Source organism: Ignavibacteriales bacterium (assembly GCA_016700155.1).
In the GTDB taxonomy this organism is placed as follows: Bacteria; Bacteroidota; Ignavibacteria; order Ignavibacteriales; family Ignavibacteriaceae.
Map to the genome: position 1 here is coordinate 918,089 of CP065001.1, position 17,072 is coordinate 935,160.

18 protein-coding genes and 1 pseudogene are annotated in these 17,072 nt (G+C 35.7%); 9 read left to right on the top strand and 10 right to left on the bottom strand.

What is annotated here, in order from left to right; all coding sequences use genetic code 11:
- Positions 1 to 4 precede the first annotated feature (4 nt).
- The 7 genes from folB to IPM56_03725 all read left to right on the top strand — a co-directional run bounded on the left by folB (position 5) and on the right by IPM56_03725 (position 6,147).
- Positions 5 to 379 carry a dihydroneopterin aldolase gene (gene folB / locus IPM56_03695; GenBank protein ID QQS37068.1) on the top strand — a complete coding sequence of 125 codons (375 nt, stop codon included), beginning with the start codon at positions 5 to 7 and terminating at the stop codon, positions 377 to 379.
- Between the two features lie 6 nt (positions 380 to 385).
- A complete protein-coding gene (gene folK, locus IPM56_03700) occupies positions 386 to 904 on the top strand; it encodes a 2-amino-4-hydroxy-6-hydroxymethyldihydropteridine diphosphokinase (protein ID QQS37069.1) in 519 nt (172 codons plus the stop codon).
- A 4-nt stretch (positions 905 to 908) separates the two neighbouring features.
- Positions 909 to 1,571, top strand: coding sequence for a deoxynucleoside kinase (locus tag IPM56_03705; GenBank protein QQS37070.1), 663 nt, complete (start codon positions 909 to 911; stop codon positions 1,569 to 1,571).
- Between the two features lie 5 nt (positions 1,572 to 1,576).
- Entirely contained in the window at positions 1,577 to 1,765 is a 189-nt protein-coding gene (locus tag IPM56_03710) for a hypothetical protein (protein QQS37071.1), read from the top strand.
- 5 nt (positions 1,766 to 1,770) lie between these two features.
- Complete coding sequence (locus IPM56_03715; protein ID QQS37072.1) at positions 1,771 to 2,880, top strand: glycosyltransferase family 9 protein; 1,110 nt, start codon at positions 1,771 to 1,773, stop codon at positions 2,878 to 2,880.
- Positions 2,873 to 3,838, top strand: a complete 966-nt coding sequence (locus IPM56_03720; GenBank protein ID QQS37073.1) for an exopolyphosphatase — start codon at positions 2,873 to 2,875, stop codon at positions 3,836 to 3,838. The genes IPM56_03715 and IPM56_03720 overlap by 8 nt, the downstream gene beginning before the upstream one ends.
- A gap of 110 nt (positions 3,839 to 3,948) precedes the next feature.
- Positions 3,949 to 6,147, top strand: coding sequence for a TonB-dependent receptor plug domain-containing protein (locus IPM56_03725; protein QQS37074.1), 2,199 nt, complete (start codon positions 3,949 to 3,951; stop codon positions 6,145 to 6,147).
- A gap of 236 nt (positions 6,148 to 6,383) precedes the next feature.
- On the opposite strand, the pseudogene IPM56_03730 reads toward IPM56_03725, so the two are convergent.
- From IPM56_03730 to IPM56_03775, 10 genes and pseudogenes are all read right to left on the bottom strand, one after another.
- Positions 6,384 to 7,083 (bottom strand): annotated as a pseudogene (locus tag IPM56_03730) (DUF4386 domain-containing protein).
- A 41-nt stretch (positions 7,084 to 7,124) separates the two neighbouring features.
- The gene (locus IPM56_03735; GenBank protein ID QQS37075.1) at positions 7,125 to 7,607 is read right to left on the bottom strand and encodes a DUF2938 domain-containing protein; all 483 of its coding nucleotides are present in this window, start codon (positions 7,605 to 7,607) and stop codon (positions 7,125 to 7,127) included.
- 4 nt (positions 7,608 to 7,611) lie between these two features.
- Entirely contained in the window at positions 7,612 to 7,842 is a 231-nt protein-coding gene (locus tag IPM56_03740; GenBank protein QQS37076.1) for a hypothetical protein, read from the bottom strand.
- A 93-nt stretch (positions 7,843 to 7,935) separates the two neighbouring features.
- Positions 7,936 to 8,787, bottom strand: a complete 852-nt coding sequence (locus IPM56_03745; GenBank protein ID QQS37077.1) for a helix-turn-helix domain-containing protein — start codon at positions 8,785 to 8,787, stop codon at positions 7,936 to 7,938.
- A 137-nt stretch (positions 8,788 to 8,924) separates the two neighbouring features.
- Positions 8,925 to 9,344, bottom strand: coding sequence for a hypothetical protein (locus IPM56_03750; GenBank protein ID QQS37078.1), 420 nt, complete (start codon positions 9,342 to 9,344; stop codon positions 8,925 to 8,927).
- A gap of 724 nt (positions 9,345 to 10,068) precedes the next feature.
- Positions 10,069 to 10,521 carry a hypothetical protein gene (locus IPM56_03755; protein QQS37079.1) on the bottom strand — a complete coding sequence of 151 codons (453 nt, stop codon included), beginning with the start codon at positions 10,519 to 10,521 and terminating at the stop codon, positions 10,069 to 10,071.
- Positions 10,522 to 11,007: 486 nt separating this feature from the next.
- Entirely contained in the window at positions 11,008 to 11,289 is a 282-nt protein-coding gene (locus tag IPM56_03760; GenBank protein QQS37080.1) for a carboxypeptidase-like regulatory domain-containing protein, read from the bottom strand.
- 138 nt (positions 11,290 to 11,427) lie between these two features.
- Entirely contained in the window at positions 11,428 to 11,925 is a 498-nt protein-coding gene (locus tag IPM56_03765) for a hypothetical protein (protein QQS37081.1), read from the bottom strand.
- Positions 11,926 to 12,278: 353 nt separating this feature from the next.
- Positions 12,279 to 13,880, bottom strand: coding sequence for a serine hydrolase (locus IPM56_03770; GenBank protein QQS37082.1), 1,602 nt, complete (start codon positions 13,878 to 13,880; stop codon positions 12,279 to 12,281).
- Between the two features lie 214 nt (positions 13,881 to 14,094).
- Entirely contained in the window at positions 14,095 to 14,253 is a 159-nt protein-coding gene (locus IPM56_03775) for a hypothetical protein (protein ID QQS37083.1), read from the bottom strand.
- A gap of 72 nt (positions 14,254 to 14,325) precedes the next feature.
- Here IPM56_03775 and lepA point away from each other — a divergent pair, with 72 nt between their 5' ends.
- Together lepA and lepB are read left to right on the top strand one after the other, a co-directional pair.
- Positions 14,326 to 16,119, top strand: a complete 1,794-nt coding sequence (lepA, locus tag IPM56_03780) for an elongation factor 4 (protein ID QQS37084.1) — start codon at positions 14,326 to 14,328, stop codon at positions 16,117 to 16,119.
- 12 nt (positions 16,120 to 16,131) lie between these two features.
- Positions 16,132 to 17,049: a signal peptidase I gene (gene lepB / locus IPM56_03785; GenBank protein QQS37085.1), complete on the top strand. Its 918-nt coding sequence runs from the start codon at positions 16,132 to 16,134 to the stop codon at positions 17,047 to 17,049.
- Positions 17,050 to 17,072 lie beyond the last annotated feature (23 nt).

Below are 17,072 nucleotides of genomic sequence, written 5' to 3' on the forward strand. Positions count from 1 at the left end.
CACTATGCAGAATATTATTAGAATTAAGAAAGCAACCTTTTACGGTTATCACGGTGTTCTTTCTGAAGAACAAAGTGTCGGAGGAAAGTTTGAAGCTGATGTTGATATGTACACAAACTTTTCCGGCGCCGCAAATAAGGATAATCTCAGCGCTACCATTGATTATCATAAAGTTTATGCATTTCTATATCACCTTGCGCTGGAACAGAAATACTACCTGATTGAAACACTTGCAACGCGTATTGCGGATGAATTATTAATAAAGTTCGAACTCATTGAAAAAGTAGCAGTCCGGGTAAGAAAGAACAATCCGCCTCTCGGTGGTGTTGTTGATTGCGTTGAAGTGGAAGTGATCAAGGAACGCAAGGAGTTAGTCTGACGAAAGATGAACTTATTAAAAAATATTTTTTTAGGTTTAGGTTCCAACAAAGGTGACCGGCTTAGTTATATTCAGACGGCGATAAATATTATTGATGATAACGATGATTGTTTTGTTGAAAAAGTATCTTCTGTTTATGAAACCAAACCATTTGGTGATACTGAGCAGGAAAAATTTTTAAACATAGTAATGAAGATCAGTTCTGTTCTCGATCTTAAATCGCTTTTTCTGTTCATCAAATCAACAGAAAAAAAAGCAGGACGAACACAATCAAGACGCTGGGGACCGCGTGAGATCGACATTGATTTACTTTATTATGGCGATCTGATTTATTCGGATGATTTAATTTCGGTCCCTCATAAAGGAATAACGGAACGCGATTTTGTGAGTGTTCCGTTAGCTGAAATAGCGCCGGATTTTATTCATCCTGCATTAAAGAAAAAAAATATTGATATTTGTAAAGAAATTCCGGAGAGTTATATTATCAGAAAATTCCCCGGCGAATTAATAATTAAGAAGGTTTAATACATTGAATAATCCGGATGTAAGATACATTGCCATTGAAGGTGTAATCGGGGCGGGTAAAACCACACTGGCGAAAAAGATCAGAGACAGGCTTAATGCTGAATTGATACTGGAACAGTTTGAACAGAATCCTTTCCTTGAAAGTTTTTATTCTAACAGGAAAAGATATGCTTTCCAGACACAGATGTTTTTCCTTATCAACAGGTTCAAACAGCAGCAGGAACTTAACCAGGAAAATCTGTTCACAGAGTATATTGTATGTGATTACATTTTTGAAAAAGATAAAGTATTTGCATATCTGAATCTTTCCGGTGAAGAATTAAAATTATATGAATCGATCTTTCCGTTGCTGGCAAGAAACCTGCGTAAACCTGATCTTGTGGTTTATCTTCAATCGAGTGTTGACAGGCTTATGCATAATATTAAAAAGAGAAGCCGGAAAATTGAGAAAAGCCTTACACGTTCATACATAGAAGAATTAAGCGACACGTATAATCATTACTTCTTCCGGTACCAGACAACACCGCTGCTGATTGTTAATTCAACTGATATAGATTTTGTAAACAGCGACGATGACTTTGATGAATTGTTCAGACAGATTTTCAGAAGTGACAGAGCAATTACTGAATACTTCAAACCTGAACCACGGAAGGTTGAAGGCTTATGAGATTGATGCTTTACCTTCTGCTTTTCATCCTTGTGATTTTTATTATCAGGAATTTCATCAGAGGTTTCAGATCTTCTTATAATCAAAATACGAACAGCAGGAATGGTTACCGCACACGCAGCAAGTATGAAGATGTAGAGGAAGCTGACTTTAAAGAGATCGAATCGAAAACCAAAGCTAAAAAAGAAGAATAGTGCCGATGAAAGGCAACGAAAGTTTCTCAAATTTTGTTTACTGGATTTTCGGTAAACTGCTTGGAGTAAGGGAAATTTCCGGCACTGACATTGGTCCCCTCAAAAAGATTCTCATCGTACGTCCGCATAATCAACTGGGAGATTTGCTTGCCGGTGTTTCGCTCTTCAGAGCATTGAAAGAAAAATTCCCCGAATCACATATAACACTTATTGTAAGTCCGTTCAATTATCCCGGGATGGTGAAGAATAAATTCATCGACAGGATTTTTATCTTCAACAAAAAAAGAATATTTAATCCGGTATACTTATTTAAGTTCCGCAAAGTGCTGAAGGATGATTATGACATGGTTATCGTTCCGGTAGTTGTTTCAATATCATTTACAAGCAACCTGATATCAAGGCTTGCCAACGCAAGGATAAGGATAGGCGCTAAAAGTCTTGACGGCAAAAAAAATAAAAGCGATTATTTCTTTACGCACAAAGTTATTATTGACTGGAGAAGGCATCCCGATTCAAATGTATCGGAAAGAAGCCTGGATATCATACGTCCCTTCGGAATAAATACAACAAACTACAGATCGGAAATAACCTTTGATAAACCGGATGAACAATACGCCGATAAATACATTGCGGGTTTGGGACTTGAGCGCAACGAATTTTTAATCGGTATTCATGCCGGTGCGGGAAAGGTTAATAACCGGTGGTCTCTCATCAAATATAAAACACTGATTGAAAAACTTAACGCCGAATATTCGGTGAAGATTTATCTTACCGGAAGCAAGGCTGATAAAGAAGAAGTATCATTCATCGTAAATGAATTGGATTTTCATGTAGGACTTTTCATTAACCAGGAAATTCCTCGCGTCGCCGCATTGATTTCCCGCAGTGATCTTTTCATTTCAAATGATACAGGTATAATGCACGTTGCGGGTACAACAGATACTCCGCAGGTTTCCATATTCGGTCCCACTAACCCGTTCAACTGGGCGCCGATCGGACCTAATAAATTATTTGTAAGAAAATCTGATCTTATTGACGATGTTGCCGTTGATGATGTTTTCACACTTTGCAAACAACTACTGCTTACATCAAAAAGGAATTCGATAAGTGCGTAACAGATTTTTTTCAGCAATTGATATGGGCACAAATTCTTTCCACCTTATCATTGTTGAAGTACTTCCCGACGGCGCATTCAGAATCATCGACAGGGAGCGTGAAGTAATTAGACTCGGCTTGAACACCGGCGAAGACCTTTCATTCATTGCGGACGAAGAGATAGAAAAAGCAATTAAGATTTTGTCAGGATTCAAAAAACTTTCAGATTACTACAAAGCGGAAATCAAAGCAGTTGCGACCAGCGCTGTAAGGGAAGCCAGGAATCAAAAAGAATTCCTGGAAAAAGTTTTTAACAGCACAGGGATAAATGTTGAAGTGATAAACGGCACCCGCGAAGCCGCTTTGATTTACCGTGGTGTACTGCGTGCGCTGTCGGTTGCTGATAAGAATGTACTTTGTGTTGATGTAGGCGGCGGAAGCTCTGAATTTATTTACGGCGAAAAGGGAAGTATTAATTTTGCTGAAAGTATAAAGATCGGGGCAGTAAGGTTGAGCAAAAAGTTTTTCCCGGACTATATTTTAAAAAACCAGGCGATTAAAGATTGTTCTGAATATGCTGAGGAACAGATAACAAAAAACTCAGGCATCAACTTCAAAATAGATTTTGAATATGCTGTCGGTACATCTGGCACAATGCAGTCCGTTGCGTGGATGATAGCTAACCCGGGCAAGATAAGAAATAATAAAAGTCTTAACGGGTTTTCTTTCACTTATGAACAGTTGAAAGATATTACGAAGATGATACTAAGCTACAAAACGTTAGATGAACGAAAACTGATAAAAGGTATAGAACTTAAACGTGCAGACATACTTCCTGCCGGACTTATAATCCTCAACAAAGTATTTGAACTCTTCAATATTAAATCAATGGTGATATCCGAATACGCAGTTCGTGAAGGTATTATTTCAGAGATGTTATCATCTGACCACAAACAGAACCTCACCCCCAACAATTAATTTCTGACAAAAATTAACATCTGAAAAATATTTCTTGCGTTAATCATTATTCTTATTTAGATTAAGTCTGAATAATGATAATATTTTATGAACTATCCTGAACTATGTTTATGAAAAATCTTTTACTACCTGCAATTGTTGCGATAATTATCATGACATTTTGTGTACCTGTTCACTCACAGAAATTATTTACAGATGAAGTAAATGATGCTGTCAGTAATGATTCACTTATGAAAAAGTATGATTTCCCGCAGATTGATATTATCGGCAGAAAACAATCTTTGCTTCAAAAAATACCTGGCTCAGCAAATATTATTTCCTTTGCATCACTATTAAATATACAGCCTGCAAACGGTAACGAAGTGTTTAAAAAAGTATCGGGCATAAATGTAGTTGATGAAGAAGGTGCCGGATTGAGAGCTAACATCGGAATCAGGGGACTTGATCCTGACCGAAGCAGAACAATATTAATGATGGAAGATGGGATCCCGATCGCCCTCGCTCCCTATGGCGAACCTGAAATGTATTACACGCCGTCAGTTGACAGAATGCAGCATATAGAAATACTGAAAGGAAGCGGTTCAATTTTATTCGGTCCACAGACTATTGGCGGAGTGATAAATTATATCACAGCAGATCCTCCGATTGAAAGCAGAACATCAATAAGACTTAAAGCCGGTGAAAAGGGATTTTTTACAGGCAGTGCAGCTTACGGAACTACAATAGATAATGTGGGTTTACAGGTCGGATATCTTCACAGAAGAGCAGATAAACTCGGCTTACTCAACTTTACAACAAATGATTTGACTGCAAAAATCCGTTTTAATTCAGGTGAGAACTCACGCATCGGATTAAAATTTGCGGTGTATGATGAAATATCAAACTCTACCTATGTCGGACTTACACAACCAATGTATGATAGTGGGGAATACTACACAGAAATAGCTCCTTATGATAAACTTGACATAAAAAGATATTCAGCAAGTTTAACACATGATTATTTTATTTCAGATCAATCATATTTGCGAACGACATTCTTTGCCTATACAACTACCCGGAATTGGCTGAGACAGGATTTCAGCCGTTCACCTGCATCGAACATGACAGGTGTTGTGTTTGGTGATACAAGCATATCCGGAGGAGCAATCTTTATGCGAAACACAACCGGCAACAGGGATCGTCAGTTTGAAGTTGCCGGGGTTGAACCAAGATTTTTTTATTCATTTACAACCGGCAATATTAAAAATGAATTTGAAGGCGGCATTCGGTTTTTATATGAAAAAGCTTACGAACAAAGAATCAACGGGACGAAAGCAAACGCTCTTTCAGGTACTCTTGCAGAAGATGAAACAAGAACCGGTTATGCGTTAAGTCTTTTTCTTCAGGATCGAATCCTTTTAAGTGAATCAATCACTGTAACTCCCGGTGTAAGAGTGGAATCATTTAAATATGAAAGAGATATTTTCAGGATCAGCTCGCGTGACACAAGTTTGATTGCCAACGATGATGTTTTGTCAGTCGTGCCCGGTATTGGTATAAATTATTATGCCGGTGAAGTTGTAACACTATTCGGCGGAGTGCACAGAGGATTTGCACCGCCAAGAATTAAAGATGCAATTTCAAACAGCGGCACATCATTGCAACTCGAAGCGGAATTAAGCTGGAACTATGAAATCGGAACAAGACTAAATTTTGAAAATATACTTTTGGTTGAACTAACCGGTTATATGCTCGACTTCTCCAACCAGGTGATTCCGGTATCTGAATCATCGGGTGGCGCAGGCACTGGATTAGTAAACGGCGGAAAGACAAACCACAAAGGTATAGAAGCTGGTTTAACTTTAGATCTTGGAAAATTATTAAAGTCTGAATATGGTTTACAAATCGGCACAAGCGCTGCATACAGTCAGTCCCAATACAATGCAGACAGGTTTGTAACACGGGATAACGTCACCACAAATATTAATAGTAACAAACTACCTTACGCTCCGGAATATTCTATTTCCGCATTGATAGATATTTTAACGCCAGCCGGATTCGGGATACAATTTTCAGGGACTTATGTTGCAGAACAATTCACCGACGAACTGAATACTGTTCAAGCTGCGGCAAATGGAGAAACCGGACAAATGCCTTCTTACTTTGTGCTTGATGCAACAGGAAGGTATATGTTAAACTCACTCAACTCAACAATTTACCTGAGCGTAAAAAACCTCCTCGATGAAAGATACATCGCCAGCAGAAGACCGCAGGGTATTAAAGTTGGTTTACCGAGATTGATAACCGCGGGGTTTGAGGTTACGTTGTAAAATCGTACATGTGATTTCGCAAGTTTATTTATTGTAATATCTGTATGCCTTCTATAATATTAAGGAGTAGTTAATCATAACATATTTTTTTCCGGACAAATAATGCTGAACAAAGTTTTTTTACCGTTCAGCATTAAATTTATCACCAAATCATATACTGCGTGATGGAATTATATCTTAGATGAGGTGAGAGTTTAGTACCTGAACATAGAAGATTAAACTTATTCTAAATCGTTTTAGCTTTTTATCATTTTTGAATTCAGCAAGGTTAAATCAAATCCTTTTACAATTAACCAAACTGCCAGCACCAATTCAAAAATAAATTGCGGGAAAGCTAAAATTATTCCCCATAAAGAAATCTGTGGAAATATTCCTAACATTATGAATGAGAATGCAATAAAAACTAAAGTTGCCGAAATCATTCCTAACACAGAAAGTTTATCAGGAACAAGTTTTGATTTGGAAAACAAATAGCTATACAAAAACGTATTTATACTAAGCATTAATAATGGCCCCAGCATAAAAGTCCATTTGTGCATTGCTTTAAGAATAATTCCGGATGCAAAAACTCTTAGTATCAGGATTAATACTTGCAGTAAAATCATTACTCAATGACAGGAGTGAAAGAACACTTACAATTCCTATCAGAATAATTAACGCTTCAAAAAATCTGAAACATACATGAGCAAGAGCTAAACTTTCATCCTGCATCTTTAAATAGGGGAACATCATAACAGCAGTGCCAATCATAGAGACAACCAGAAAAAGTTCAAATATTGCACCGAATATTATTCTGAATTTATTTTCAGCGCCGGTTATTAAATAATCCGGGTTATTTAAAATCGGATCATATAACACAAGCCCGATTATAGCCGTTACTGTAGCTGTTATAAATAGTACGCCCGCAATTTTTGATTTAGTTTTTACATTGATCATAAATATTTCTCCTTTCGAAAATTTCTTAAAAAGATTAGTTCTCAATTCCAAAACTGTTTTACAAGTAAGGCAGTCAGGAACAATCCATTGCCATAAACAAAATGAGTAATTACACTTTTCAAAATTCTGAAATGCGGATTGGATAGATTTGTTGATGCAATCCCAAAACCGAAAGCAGGCTGCATTATAAAAAGAGGCGCAATTACCGTCACCGTTCCGACAATGATTGCAGGTAAAATCATTGGATTATCAAGCCAGTTTTTTCCATAAAGGAAGAACAGTAAAAACGCGAACGAAACTCCGATTGAATAATGTGCCAACCATCCTGTTAATATTTCTCCTTCAATAGGAGTGGTTGTCATTATATTTTTATGAAAAAATTTACCGTTAGGAAAGTTCAATATCCATCTGCCGACATAACGGTAATCAAGCGATTTGATATTAAATAAACCGAGTACATAACTCCACAAATCAACTAACAATGTAGCGCCAATTCCGATAGCGAATATTTTTAGAATGGTCATAATATTACCTCCCGGAGTTTTCTGTTATAGCTGAAAACTTGCGGATGAGAAAATCAACAAACGGTACTCCCGCAAAAACAATTAACGGAACCAGTGTAACTGTCATTAACAAAGTTCTTATGTACAATGGCATACCCGATAACAATTCCCCGAATGAATAAAGAAACAAGGTTAAAGCCGGGTAGATAACAACCCATATCTTTACAGAAGCGATCAATTTGAATTTTGATTTCATAAATACTACCTCGTTAAGTGATTAATTATTTCACTTCAAAAGTAGTATTACTGGGAGTACGAGTGATAGGACAAAAACGCAGTTCAGTTGGACTTAACTAAAATTAGATCTGAAAGCTTCGGGTGAAAGTCCAGTATGTTTTTTGAAAAATCTTATAAAGTACGATACATCATCATAACCAAGATGATAAGCTATTTCCTTAACTTGGTTGGATGTTGAAAGTAAATATCTTTTTGCCTCGAGAATAATATGCTCATTAATAAATTCCGAACTGGTTTTGCCGAGCGATGTTTTTGTAATTGTATTTAACTGGTAAGGGGTAAGATTAAGCTTTTGTGCAAAGTATGATGGCTGTTTGTTTGCCGATACATTCGCATCTAACAGTTCAGAAAATTCTTCTAACCTGTCCCTGTTAATTGTTGCGGTGTGATCAGTATCATTTTTATTGTCTCTTAAAAGTTCAATAAAAAGAATTTCAAGATCGGCTTTTATTACATCTAAGTACTTTTCTCTTTTATGCTCATACTCCTGGATAATATCTGTCACTAAAGAAAATATCTTTAAAAACTTTTTAGCATCGTGCTTGTACATATTATTGTTACTGACCCTTCGTAACAACTGGCGAGAATCTTTATCAGCGGTGGAATAAAAATCCTTTTTGAACTGTATAACAAACCCGGTGCTGCCGGCTTTTATTTTCAGTTTGTGAACCTGTCCGGGTCGCATAAAGAAAACGGAATGATCCTGAATTTTATACGGTATAAAATCAATAGTATGTTCGCCTTTACCTCTTTTAAGAACCAGCATAAAAAAGAAATCATGTCGGTGAATATCCTGAACCATATCCTTACCAGACAGCAAAACACTTAAATCTCTTATACTGAAGTTTTCAGTAAAAGCCAGGTCTTTTGGAATATTAATATTTCGTATGGGAATATTTTTCATGATAATTAAATGAGTGCCGATAATATATGAAGTATTAATGCTTATTAAAAAATCTTGAAGGTTTAGATAATAAGTAGATTAAAATATTTCTGAGAGGAGTCTAAAGTTGTGTGGGTCTAGATCGATGCAGTGAAGAATTACGAATTGAGAGATGATACAAACTGACTTAATATGTTTATATAGTCTTCCTTCGAAAAATTGAATGGACCAATATCTTTGTATTCTTTTAACACTTTATCTTCATAATTGTTCTCATAAGTGAAAGAATCCCAGGTAAAATATCTATCATCCTTTGTAATAGAGATTGTGATTCCACCACACGCTAAATCACCACATTCAGAACAAACATAGATCGGAACTCTACCAGATGTTAATTCAGCCTTTTCATTTAACAAAAGTTTATTTACGGCTTGAATAGTAAACTCTTTCCCAAAGCTGCCAATCATTCCAACTAAATCATGTTCAGCAAATAACTCAAAAAGATGTTTATCATTTATAACAAAATCTTGAAAATCTTTGTCTTTTACTCTCTTATTTCTTAATTCAAATTTATCCATTTTACTTTAATAACCGGGTGTTATAAAAACTCCAGACCATATTTAGTTCTATTAAACTTTACTTACCTGTCCGTCTCTTAAAGAATAAAGCGATTAGGTGTTAAAAAGAACTAGAAAAAATCCATAACCTGATAATATGGAAACATTAAAATAACTAACAATAATATTAAGACTATGAAAAGAGATAAAAAAAAATCAAGCTTATTTATGAAATTGTTGAAAGATGAATACTTCTTTTTAAGAATAAAGAAAATAATACTCATTGATATTATAAATAAAACTACAACTACTGAATAACCTAAAGGATTTAAAGGTTTTTCGCCAGAAAAAATAAATCCGACACCAGGTAATAAAATACTAACTGATGTAAATAAATAAGATTGACCGAATGAGATATAAAAATTCGTATTGAAGATAAATTGTACTAAAAAAGATAAAATAAAAAAGAATAGAAATAGTTTAGCGCTAGTGAAAAGTGACTTTAAGTATAAGCTGTTAAGAAATGACATAATTTTTAATAGTGAATTTAAAGAACGCCTAACGGCGTATTATGTTAATGCACAAGGCCATGTTCATAATTGTTACAAAATTTACTGTTCGAATTAATCTCAAAAAACTCTGCTTAACTGAATCGACCCGAACTATTTTTTTTTACAGTATTGTTTCTTTACTTACCTGTCCCGTCTTTGAGGGATTAAAGAGGTTAGGTAACTGTTAAAATATTTTATTGCTTTTTAAATTTGCTCCACCAGTCTATAATATCTTTTTTGTTCCATACATATTTGCTTGAATTTAATCCAGATGGATATTTTCCCTTTTGAAAACTTAATATCATATATGCCGCTTCTTGTGCAACCGTCGAGTAATTCATATCTGCAAAAGATGAAAATGCATTTTTAACATTAGCACAAGATTCTTTATTATCTAATAACTTTATGAGAACAGGAATATCCTCTTCCTTAACCCAATCCTTATATTCTTTCCATAATGTAAAAGTTGGGACAGAAAATTCTTTAAGTATTTCTATAAATTCTAAAGGAGTAAAATTGTATAAATTAAAAGTGGTATCTACTGACACTTCAGATGAGTCTTGTTCATAAATAAATATTTGATAATCCCTAGAAAATAGAGAAGATGGAATAATGCTAATAACAAGAATGAATATTATTTTTTTCATAAATGATTTAAGTTACTTAGCGGTTGTTATGTCAAACCATAAAGCCGTATTTATAATTATTTAAAAATTTTCTGTGGTTATTTCTCTAACAACACTATTCAAAAGATCAACCCGAACTGTTTATTTTCTTTTTACAGTATTTACTCTTTAGTAATTAAAGAGGTTATACTGCTTTTATTTTTCTAAAAAGCAAACATCTTTTCTAACTGAGTTTTTCCATTCCGAGCTAAATTTCTCAGTTAAATACTGAAAAATAATTTTGTTGTATTCCTCGATACAAGCATATGCAGGTGGAGTGCAACCAAAATCATAATATTTAATTCCGTATTTCAACTCGAATTCACTATCCATTTTTGAATTTGCGATTGGAGCTATACTGCCAATAATCAGAAGTTTTGGTTCTCCATTTTTAATATCTTCTTTTGCTGAATTGGTATTGAAAGCGCATATAGTATTTAATTTTATGACTAATTCACGGTGAATATTTTATGTTAAAACTATAGAAGTATCAAAAACGTCATAGCCAAATGCAGAAATTGAAAAAACGTAATCGTGGTTTAGTTCTAAATTATTAAATAAGAACTTACCCACACTATCGGTTATTTCGCCACGTGAACTTCTTTTTATAGAAACATAACAACCGCTAATTGGTTGATTGTTAATTGCAGAAATTACAAATCCAGTAAGATCAACCGATGTAACTTGGACCTGTGAAAAAACTATATTGCTTAATATTATTAGAAGTAAAAAAACAATTAACTTTTTCATACAATTTTATTAGCAGTTTGTAAGAATGATTAATTAATAAGAACACTTAGAACAAAATCTCAAACAAAAACAAAACGCCAAAAATTATAAATCCGCCGAACTAAAAAGGCGGTCGGTGTTAAGACTCGGGTTAGGCGGCTATTTATTTTTTGTTAAAACTTTTATTTGAGTTTCTATTTCATTTCTAATTTTGTTTACCATTTCTTTTAGCATTTCAAGCTGTTTCATTTCTAATAATTGCCGGACAACTCTTCTGCTATATCCGCCATCAATATAAATTTGAATATCATTTGGTAGAGCATCAGAGTGCGCATATTCTTGATCACGCCATTCTATAACTTTTTTATGCAATTCATTTTCTTCGTCTGAAAAATACTTAACTAAATCAGTGTTTATTTTATTATTAAAACCAAAACTTTTTTTAAAGTTTCTAGCATAAGAAATAACAATTGCTAAGTTTAATGAATTTTGAATTTGTGTTGATTCTCTTACATCTAAAACAAAAGGTTTATAAGCTTTTAATGTGTTTATAAAATCATTTACTTCCCAAAATTCGTTCCTAAGAAGATATAAATATGGTAAAATATTATCTTCAGTTGAATTATTTGATGAATCAATCATATTATTATAAAGCAACTATTGGCTACCTAACTACTATTTTCCCGATCTGCTTTCATACAATCATAACCTGTACACCTGCCATCAAGCACTGCCCCGGGATTTACGAACTGGTAAAGGGGCGCATAAATACCAATAGCAACTTACTGCGTTGGGAAGCAAAGGGCAAATGGAAAATGTGGCGAAGCCATCCCTTCGGGAGATGATGGTTGATGTGTGATGGAGTAGGTGAATCCTGGAAACGGGGAATGGGAGAAGCGGGGGAAGGGAATAGTCAGTTTATCAGTAAGATCATAATTATCATAATGGGCTGCTATCCGGAAGCAGATCAGTGTACTATTGCCAATTATGTCATAGTGAGTAATTCTATTTTATTCTTCCTTCACCGGTAATGATTTAATAAACTTTCCGACAAGGTTATAAATTGATTGTTCATATCTCCAGGACCTGAAGTGTTCTTCTTTACCATAAAACGGATCGGCGGTTGTAACGATTATCATATTCAGATCTTTAAGAATTATTATAAACTGACCGCCATGCCCAGCGGCATAGTTAAAATGATGTTCGCCTGATTCCGCACTCCACCACTGAAAGCCATATCCTATATTGTGGAAATAACGACCAACTCTGCCAGATTTAATCCCGGCAGAATTTATTTCTCCCGAATAATTTTTCAGAGAATTCTCGATCCATTCAGATGATATTAATTGTTTGCCTTCATATAAACCATTATCTAGATAAAGCTGACCGAACTTTGCCATGTCTCTTGCTGTAATTTCTATATCTCCGCTTCCGATATAATATCCATCCAGATCACGGGGCCAATTACCGACACTTACACCAAGCGGGTCAAATAAATATTTTTGTCCGAATGTTTTGATATCCGTTCCGCATGCTCTTGTTGTAATTATTCCAAGCCAGTTGGAAGTTAAATTGCTGTATTGAAAATCGGTTCCCGGATCAGCAGTGAGAGGGAAGTCAACAATTTTATGTACATACTTTCCTGACCATAACGCATTCCAGTAAACCGAATCCGTTTCCTCCCAGGGAAATCCTGCGCGCATCTGCAGCATCTGCCGGATTGTGATTTTCTTTTTTTCAGGATTTGTGATGTGGTCAGTAATCTCCGGAAAAAATTCTATCATCTTTTGATCAATACATTTTATGTATCCTTTATCAACTGCGATTCCTGTCAAAGCGGAGATATAACTTTTTGTTACCGACGCGCGTTTTGAAAGCTGATCGACCGAGCCATTGTTAAAATATTTTTCCGCGACTAAATAACCATTTTTTATTACTAATAAACTGTAAAGAGTTTCAAGGGAAGCAGCATCATAAAAAAGTTGTGACACGAGTAATGGATTTAAACCCTGTTCTTCCGGTGTGGAAATTTTCCAATCATTTCTCTGCAATGGAGTAAAAGTAACTTCTTTCAGTTCTTCAGTTTCAATCTTTAACATTTCCGCAATTTGCGGACGGGTATTTATTAAATAATCGTAGTCAATTTTTAGTCCCAATGGAGTTAGTGAGGCTGCAAGTTTATCATACAGGTCTTTGTCATATTCAAAAGGCGCATCTACTATGTCGAAAGCGGTTGAACCATTGATATTTCTTAAGGATTTGTCTGCACCGTTTTCAAGTAATGCCCGGACAATTTCAGTACGGCAAAAAAAGGATGCGATGTGAAGCGGCGTTGATAATTCATTGTTCGTTACGTTCAAATCCGCGCCGGCATTTATTAATGCCTCTGCAATTTTAGTCTTACCGAATGTTGCCGCAATTATCAGTGGTGTAGACCCAAACTGATCCTTTTCATTAAGATCTGTACCGGCTTTAATATGCTGATTAACAGCTTCAAGATTTCCCTGCAGAACAGCAAAGTGTAATCCGTCAGAAGGTTTTTCCTGTTGACTGAATATGAATGAGTTAATGTTGAGCAGAAAAAAAATGCCCAGGATGAAATGCAGTTTCATGATATTTCCTCCCTTAAAATTATTTCTGAAAGCGCCAGATTATTTTAAAGGTATGAAAATTATTCTTTAATTGACAATGTTGGATGTGATTTAAGTAGTGTTAATGAATCATTCGGTGAACAACTGACTCTTGGTTGGTTGATTGGATGAATGACAGAATGGATAAAAAAGACTAATGAGTTGTGGTTTGTAAAGTTGTTTGAACTATCCGGAATCAGTTATCGGGTATCTTGATTCCTGAGATAAGTACCATAATTATCAAACACAAAAGATAACTCCCCGCCTGCGGCAGATCGATATGACATTTTAGAAATCCGACATCTGGTATCCAGTACCAGTTTACAAACTCACATTCATTCAACCATTCACTCATTCATTCCCTTTTCTCTTCCTTTTAACAAACCCAATTCATCACTATATTTGCACACCATTTTATGAATTGTTGATGAATAACATTAGAAATTTTTGCATAATCGCACATATTGATCACGGTAAGTCAACCATTGCCGACTGCCTTCTTGAGGCTACCGCAACCATTACGCAGCGTGAAGCCAAAGCACAGGTTCTTGATGATCTTGATCTTGAAAGAGAGCGCGGGATAACCATAAAATCCCACGCGATTCAGATGAAGTATAAATCCAAAAGTAAATCGGATTACATATTAAATCTTATCGATACTCCCGGTCACGTTGATTTCAGTTATGAAGTATCACGATCACTCGCAGCGTGTGAAGGTGCTATTTTGGTCGTTGATGCCGCGCAGGGAGTTGAAGCTCAGACTATCAGTAATCTTTATCTCGCTATTGACGCGGGGCTGGAGATCATTCCTGTCATAAATAAAATTGATCTGCCAAGCGCTGAAATTGAAAAAGTAAAAGGACAGATAATCGATCTTATCGGCTGTAACGCCGATGATATAATTTTAGTTAGCGCAAAAGCTAAAATCGGTATAGACGCTCTGCTCGAAAAGATTGTTGAAAAAATTCCCTCACCAAAAGGTGAACCTGACGCACCGCTGCAGGTATTAATATTCGACTCCGTGTTTGACGCATACAGGGGAGCCATCGCTTACATAAGAGTATTTAACGGAACAATTAGAACTAATGATAAAATAAAATTCTTTGTTGTTGACAGAGAAATCGAAGCGGAAGAAATCGGTGTTCTCGGTTTAAAGAAAATTAAAACTGATGAACTGTCCGCCGGCAATGTTGGCTACCTGATTTCAGGAATAAAAGATGTCCGTGATACAAAAGTCGGTGATACTGTAACTCATTCACGCAACGGCGCAAAAGAACCATTGCCCGGTTACAAAGAAGTTAAGCCGATGGTTTACAGCGGACTTTATCCAACCAATTCAGAAGAGTTTGAAGACCTTCGTGACTCACTTGAAAAGTATCGCCTGAATGATTCAGCGCTTGTTTATCAACCTGAAACTTCCGCCGCACTTGGTTTTGGTTTTCGTTGCGGATTTCTTGGTCTGCTTCATATGGAAATTGTTCAGGAAAGATTGTTCAGGGAATTCAATCAATCTATCATTACAACTTTACCAAACGTTGAGTATATAGTTTATAACAAGAAGGGTGAAAGATTAGTTGTGGATAATCCCGCAGAGATGCCGCAGATAGGAGATATAGATCGCGTTGAAGAACCTTATGTAAAGGCTCAGATTGTTTGTCCGAGTGAATACGTCGGTAATATAATGAAACTCGCAATGGATAAACGCGGAACGTACAAGAACACGACTTACATTGATCCCACAAGAGCTGATCTTCAATTTGATTTTCCGTTAGCAGAAATAATTTTTGATTTTTATGATAAGCTGAAATCAACCACACGCGGTTATGCTTCATTTGATTATGAATACTCCGACTACCGTGAATCTGATCTCACAAAACTTGATATACTGCTAAACGGTGAACCGGTTGATTCACTGTCAATGATTGTTCACAGGAGTAAATCTTATGACTGGGGAAGAAAAGTTTGCAACAAACTTAAAGACCTTATCCCGCGTCAAATGTTTGAGATATCGATACAGGCTGCGATTGGAACAAAGGTGATTTCAAAATCAGTTGTAAAAGCATTGAGAAAAAATGTGCTTGCAAAATGTTACGGCGGCGACATCTCACGTAAAAGAAAACTTCTTGAAAAACAGAAAGAAGGAAAGAAGCGTATGAAGCAGGTCGGCAATGTTGAAATACCTCAGGAAGCTTTCCTTGCGGTTCTTCAGATTGATGAATAACACGGAAGTAATTTGTCCACAACCGAAAAAGATATACCTGCCTATGATGAAAGTGATGACACACCGGGAAATGTAAAACGGTTATCGGTTTTTCAGTACATAAGGATCATACTTTTTACTTTCATCGCTGCGATAATTATCAAATCTTTTTTTATTGAAGCTTTCAGAATTCCCACCGGTTCTATGGAAAACACTCTTCTGCCGGGAGATTTTATAATTGTAAATAAGACAGCATATTCTTTCAGCACTCCGAATAATATTCCGCTTACACCGATAAAAATTCCTTCAGTAAAACTATTTAATATTTTTTCTCCTGAGAGAAATGAAGTAGTTGTATTTGAACATCCTAACAGTACAAATATTCCTGATGCGGAAATTTATTTTATAAAAAGAATTGTCGGTCTTCCCGGTGATACGATATACATCGAAAATAAAGAGTTGTTTGTAAACAGGCAGTTGAACCAGATGCCTGAAATGGGAATCAACAGCGACGACAGTTACAAAGAAAAAGGATACAGGGAAGAGAGAATTTTTCCATCCAATCAATACTGGAACAGGGACAACTACGGACCTATCATTGTGCCTTACAAAGGTATGAAAATTTACCTGAATACAAGGAACATTGTTGAATGGCAAAGTGTTATTAATCATGACTACGGAAAAAAAGCAGTAAGTGTTGAAGGAAGTGTAATCAACATAGACGGCATCCCTGTAAGAAAGTACACTGTAAAAAATGATTATTACTTTATGATGGGCGATAACCGTGATGACAGCATGGACAGCCGTTACTGGGGCTTTGTTCCTGAAGACAATATCATCGGCAAAGCAGTGATTGTTTACTGGTCGTGGGATCCTTTCAGTACTGAAAAAGGAATCGCAGGATTTTTTGATTCAATCCGTTTCAGCAGGATTTTTAATTTCATAAAGTGAAGTTTAAGTATTTACTTTATCCT

What these genes read in the sequence shown, in the direction of transcription:
- folB (QQS37068.1), top strand. Translation starts at nt 5, where the DNA reads ATGCAGAATATTATTAGAATTAAGAAAGCAACCTTTTACGGTTATCAC.
- folK (QQS37069.1), top strand. Translation starts at nt 386, where the DNA reads ATGAACTTATTAAAAAATATTTTTTTAGGTTTAGGTTCCAACAAAGGT.
- IPM56_03710 (QQS37071.1), top strand. Translation starts at nt 1,577, where the DNA reads ATGCTTTACCTTCTGCTTTTCATCCTTGTGATTTTTATTATCAGGAAT.
- IPM56_03715 (QQS37072.1), top strand. Translation starts at nt 1,771, where the DNA reads ATGAAAGGCAACGAAAGTTTCTCAAATTTTGTTTACTGGATTTTCGGT.
- IPM56_03725 (QQS37074.1), top strand. Translation starts at nt 3,949, where the DNA reads ATGAAAAATCTTTTACTACCTGCAATTGTTGCGATAATTATCATGACA.
- IPM56_03735 (QQS37075.1), bottom strand. Translation starts at nt 7,607, where the DNA reads ATGACCATTCTAAAAATATTCGCTATCGGAATTGGCGCTACATTGTTA.
- IPM56_03740 (QQS37076.1), bottom strand. Translation starts at nt 7,842, where the DNA reads ATGAAATCAAAATTCAAATTGATCGCTTCTGTAAAGATATGGGTTGTT.
- IPM56_03745 (QQS37077.1), bottom strand. Translation starts at nt 8,787, where the DNA reads ATGAAAAATATTCCCATACGAAATATTAATATTCCAAAAGACCTGGCT.
- IPM56_03750 (QQS37078.1), bottom strand. Translation starts at nt 9,344, where the DNA reads ATGGATAAATTTGAATTAAGAAATAAGAGAGTAAAAGACAAAGATTTT.
- IPM56_03755 (QQS37079.1), bottom strand. Translation starts at nt 10,521, where the DNA reads ATGAAAAAAATAATATTCATTCTTGTTATTAGCATTATTCCATCTTCT.
- IPM56_03760 (QQS37080.1), bottom strand. Translation starts at nt 11,289, where the DNA reads ATGAAAAAGTTAATTGTTTTTTTACTTCTAATAATATTAAGCAATATA.
- IPM56_03770 (QQS37082.1), bottom strand. Translation starts at nt 13,880, where the DNA reads ATGAAACTGCATTTCATCCTGGGCATTTTTTTTCTGCTCAACATTAAC.
- IPM56_03775 (QQS37083.1), bottom strand. Translation starts at nt 14,253, where the DNA reads ATGAGTGAATGGTTGAATGAATGTGAGTTTGTAAACTGGTACTGGATA.
- lepA (QQS37084.1), top strand. Translation starts at nt 14,326, where the DNA reads ATGAATAACATTAGAAATTTTTGCATAATCGCACATATTGATCACGGT.